General features: G+C 74.7%; 3 protein-coding genes and 1 pseudogene. 2 read left to right on the top strand and 2 right to left on the bottom strand.

Annotated features, from left to right (window positions below):
- Positions 1 to 249 (top strand): annotated as a pseudogene (locus H5J33_RS27420) (HEAT repeat domain-containing protein); the annotation flags it as partial.
- 65 nt (positions 250 to 314) lie between these two features.
- On the opposite strand, the gene H5J33_RS27415 reads toward H5J33_RS27420, so the two are convergent.
- Both H5J33_RS27415 and H5J33_RS27410 read right to left on the bottom strand, forming a co-directional pair.
- Positions 315 to 1553 carry a glutamine synthetase family protein gene (locus H5J33_RS27415; RefSeq protein WP_181797520.1) on the bottom strand — a complete coding sequence of 413 codons (1239 nt, stop codon included), beginning with the start codon at positions 1551 to 1553 and terminating at the stop codon, positions 315 to 317.
- A gap of 49 nt (positions 1554 to 1602) precedes the next feature.
- The gene (locus H5J33_RS27410) at positions 1603 to 2412 is read right to left on the bottom strand and encodes an SAM-dependent methyltransferase (RefSeq protein WP_181797519.1); all 810 of its coding nucleotides are present in this window, start codon (positions 2410 to 2412) and stop codon (positions 1603 to 1605) included.
- A gap of 183 nt (positions 2413 to 2595) precedes the next feature.
- On the opposite strand from H5J33_RS27410, the gene H5J33_RS27405 reads away from it, so the two are divergent.
- Positions 2596 to 3450, top strand: coding sequence for a Cof-type HAD-IIB family hydrolase (locus H5J33_RS27405; protein ID WP_181797518.1), 855 nt, complete (start codon positions 2596 to 2598; stop codon positions 3448 to 3450).
- Positions 3451 to 3614 lie beyond the last annotated feature (164 nt).

Genomic DNA, 3614 nt, shown 5'->3' with positions numbered 1-3614 from the left:
TCCTCCCACCTGCGGGGCCGCGCCGCCCGCGCGCTGGCCGCGACCGACCCCTCCTTCGCCGCCGGCTTCGCCGTCGAGTGCCTGTGGGACTGCGAGGAGACCACCCGCGAACTCGCCGCCCGGCACGCCGAGACCGGTGACACCCGGGTCGTGGAGCGCCTGCGCCGGCTGGCCGCCGACCCGGCCGAGGAGGCCGAGGTGCAGACCGCAGTACGCAGCCGCTTCGGGCCCGACGCCGCCCTCGGCTGACCTCGCTCGCACTCCCGGCCGGGGCGGACGTCCGCCCGGCGGGTGAACTCCGGACGACCCGCGGGTCAGGCCGCCGTGACGGCCGCCTGACCCGCGGGGGCCTCCGGGCCGTACCGCACCGGGTCGCCGGTGATCTCCCCGGGCAGCGGACGGTCCGCCGTGATGCCGTCGATCCCGGCGGCGATCACACAGCCGAGGGCCAGATACGGGTTGGCGGCCAGGTCGACGGGCTTGACCTCCAGGTTGGCGTCCTGGTCGCGGCGGCCCGCGGTGCCGGTGACGACCCGTACGGCGGCCTCGCGGGTCTCCCGGCCCCAGGCGGTGAACACCCCCGCCCACTGGGAGGGCTGGAGCCGCAGATAGCTGGCCGGGCTCGGCGCGGTCACCGCGGTCAGGCCGGGCAGATGGGCGAGGATCCCGGCGAGGAACGCCTGGGCGGTGGCCGTCATGCCGTACCGGCCGTCGCCGCCGGAGTGCAGGTTCACCCCGTCGCGCCAGCAGGACAGGTGCAGATGGCCGCCGTTGCCGACCCCCTCGGGGAGGTAGGCCGGGGCGAAGGAGACCCGCAGCCCGTGCCGCTGGGCCACCGCCCGGATCGTCTGCCGCACCAGCACGCTGCGGTCGGCCGCCGCCACCGGGTCCAGCGCGCCCACCGACACCTCGAACTGCGCGGGCGCGTACTCGGGGTGGATCTGGTCGACGTCCACGCCCTGGGCGGTGAGCGCGGCCAGCAGGTCGGCGGTGTAGTCGCTCAGCTCCACCTGCCGTACGGCACCGTAGGCCGGCCCGGTGGCCGCCGGGACGAACTCGTCGGCGGGCGCCGAACCGACGCCCACGGCCCACTCGATCTCGATCGCCGCCTTGAAGGCGAGGCCGTACCGGTCGGCGGCTTCGGTGACGACGCGGCGCAGGAAGGTCCGGGCGCAGCCGGGGTGCCGCTCGCCCTCCTGGGTGATCCGGTCCACCGGCGCCCACGCCCAGCCGGGCTGCCCGGCCAGCGGCACGAGGTGGTCGAGGTCCGGGTAGAGCCTGAGGTCGCCGTCGGGGGAGCCGAGGACGTCGGTGGTGACGATGGAGTCGTCGGCGAGGAACGTGTCGAACACCGGCGACATGCCGACCCCCCAGGCCACGGCCGCCTCCAGCCGTGCCGTCGGGATCGTCTTGACCCGGCAGACGCCCGCCGTGTCCACATACGCCAGGACGATGCCGTGCACGCCCCGGGCCGCCAGGGCCGCGGTGAGGGCGGGCACCCTCTCCAGGTCGCCGGGGCGGCCACCGGGTCGGGGGTCGGCGAGCGTGGTCATGCGTCCTCCTCGGCGGGCCCGGCCGGCGGGGGACGGCCGGGCCCCGGGGTCAGGGTTTCACGGCGACCGCGCCGTACTGCGGCACCACGGCGGCCTCCGTCCCGGTGCGCCACCGGGAACACGGCACCAGCCCGGGCTCGACCGGTTCCAGACCGTCGAGGAAGCCGGCGATCTCGGCGTGGCTGCGCGCGGTGATCGGCGGGGTGGCGTGGGCGTTCCAGAACTCCATCGCGGCGACGTTGCCCGCGCCGCCCGCCTCGGCGTCGTAGGTCGGGTGGGTGAGCACCAGGTGGCTGCCGGAGGGGACGGCCGCCATGATCCGCCGCACGATGTCCCGGGCCTCGCCGGTGTCCGGCACGAAGTTGAGGATGCCCAGCATCATCACCGCCACCGGCCGGTCCAGGTCGAGGGTCCGGGCGGCGTCCCGCACGATGACGTCCGGGTCGCGCACGTCGGCGTCGAGATAGTCGGTGACGCCCTCGGGGGAACTGGTCAGCAGCGAGCGGGCGTGCACCAGCACGATCGGGTCGTTGTCGACGTACACGATCCGCGACTCGGGAGCGATCCGCTGGGCTATCTCGTGGGTGTTGTCGGCCGTGGGCAGCCCGGTGCCGATGTCGAGGAACTGCCGTATCCCGCGCTCGGCGGCCAGGAACCGCACCGCCCGGCCCAGGAAGTCCCGGTCCGCGCGGGCCACGGCCCGGATCACCGGGAACATCCCGGCGATCCGGTCGCCCACCCGCTGGTCGACCTCGTAGTTGTCCTTGCCGCCCAGCCAGTGGTTCCAGACCCGCGCGTTGTGCGCCACGCTGGTGTCCAGCCGTGCCGCCCCGGCCGCCGGGGAGTGCCCCTCGTTCACCTGTCCGCCCTTCTCACATGCGCTTGTGCCGTCATTGTCCCTCCCGGTGATCGCGCTGTCCCGCGAAGCGGATCACCCGCGCGGACGGACGCCCGGGTAACGGATCGCCGCGGGCGGTTCGGGGCCCGCCGGGCCGATGAGGAACACTGGACCGGTATCCCCGCCCCCGACCGGAAGCAGCACATGCCCGCCATACCCGCCCCCCTCCTCGACACCGCCGCGCTGCCCGCGGGGCCCGCCGACATCCGGCTGATCGTCACCGACATGGACGGCACGCTGCTGGACGACGCCAAGCGGATCCCCGACGGGCTGTGGCCGATGCTCGCCGAGCTGCGCCGCCGCGGGGTGCTGTTCAGCCCGGCCAGCGGACGGCAGTACGCGACCCTGCGCCGGCAGTTCGAGCGGGTCGCCGAGGGCATGGTGTTCATCGCGGAGAACGGCACCTACGTGGTCCGCGACGGTGTGGAACTCAGCTCCGACCCGCTGGACGGGTCCGTCGCGGCGGAGATCGCGCGGACGGTACGACGGCTCGCCGCGGGCGGCGCGGACGTCGGCGCCGTCGTCTGCGGCAAGCGGGCGGCGTACGTCGAGCGGACCGACGAGGCGTTCCTCGCCGAGGTGCGCCAGTACTACGCCGAGCACCGGATCGTCGAGGACGTCACCGCCGTCGAGGACGACATGATCAAGGTGGCGGTGTTCGACTTCGCGTCCGCCGAACACACCGTCGCCCCGGCCCTCGCCCCCTTCGCCGGCACCCACCAGGTCGTCGTCTCCGGCGAGCACTGGGTGGACGTGATGAACCGCACCGCGAACAAGGGCACCGCCCTGCGCCGTCTGCAGCGGGCGCTCGGCGTCACGCCCGCCCAGACCATGGTGTTCGGCGACTACCTGAACGACCTGGAGATGCTCGACGCCGCCGAGTGGTCCTTCGCCATGGCGGGCGCCCACCCCGAGGTGATCCGCCGGGCCCGCCACCTGGCCCCGTCCAACAACGACGCGGGCGTGCTGCGGACGATCGCCCACGTGCTGGGCCTCTGACCGGGCTCGCGCCCTGAACCCGGCCCCGTACAAGGAGACCGGGCCGTCCCGTCGGCAGGGGCGGCCCGGTACGCGCGGGGGAGTACGACACGGTCAGCCGGCGCGGCGCAGACAGTCCTCGGCCACCCGTTTGTCGAGCGCCGCCCGGACCAGCGCGGCGGCCA

Source organism: Streptomyces sp. WELS2, assembly GCF_013870595.1.
Lineage (GTDB): Bacteria > Actinomycetota > Actinomycetes > Streptomycetales > Streptomycetaceae > Streptomyces.
This window is presented reverse-complemented; position numbering and strand designations above follow the sequence as displayed.

What these genes read in the sequence shown, in the direction of transcription:
- H5J33_RS27415 (WP_181797520.1), bottom strand. Translation starts at nt 1,553, where the DNA reads ATGACCACGCTCGCCGACCCCCGACCCGGTGGCCGCCCCGGCGACCTG.
- H5J33_RS27405 (WP_181797518.1), top strand. Translation starts at nt 2,596, where the DNA reads ATGCCCGCCATACCCGCCCCCCTCCTCGACACCGCCGCGCTGCCCGCG.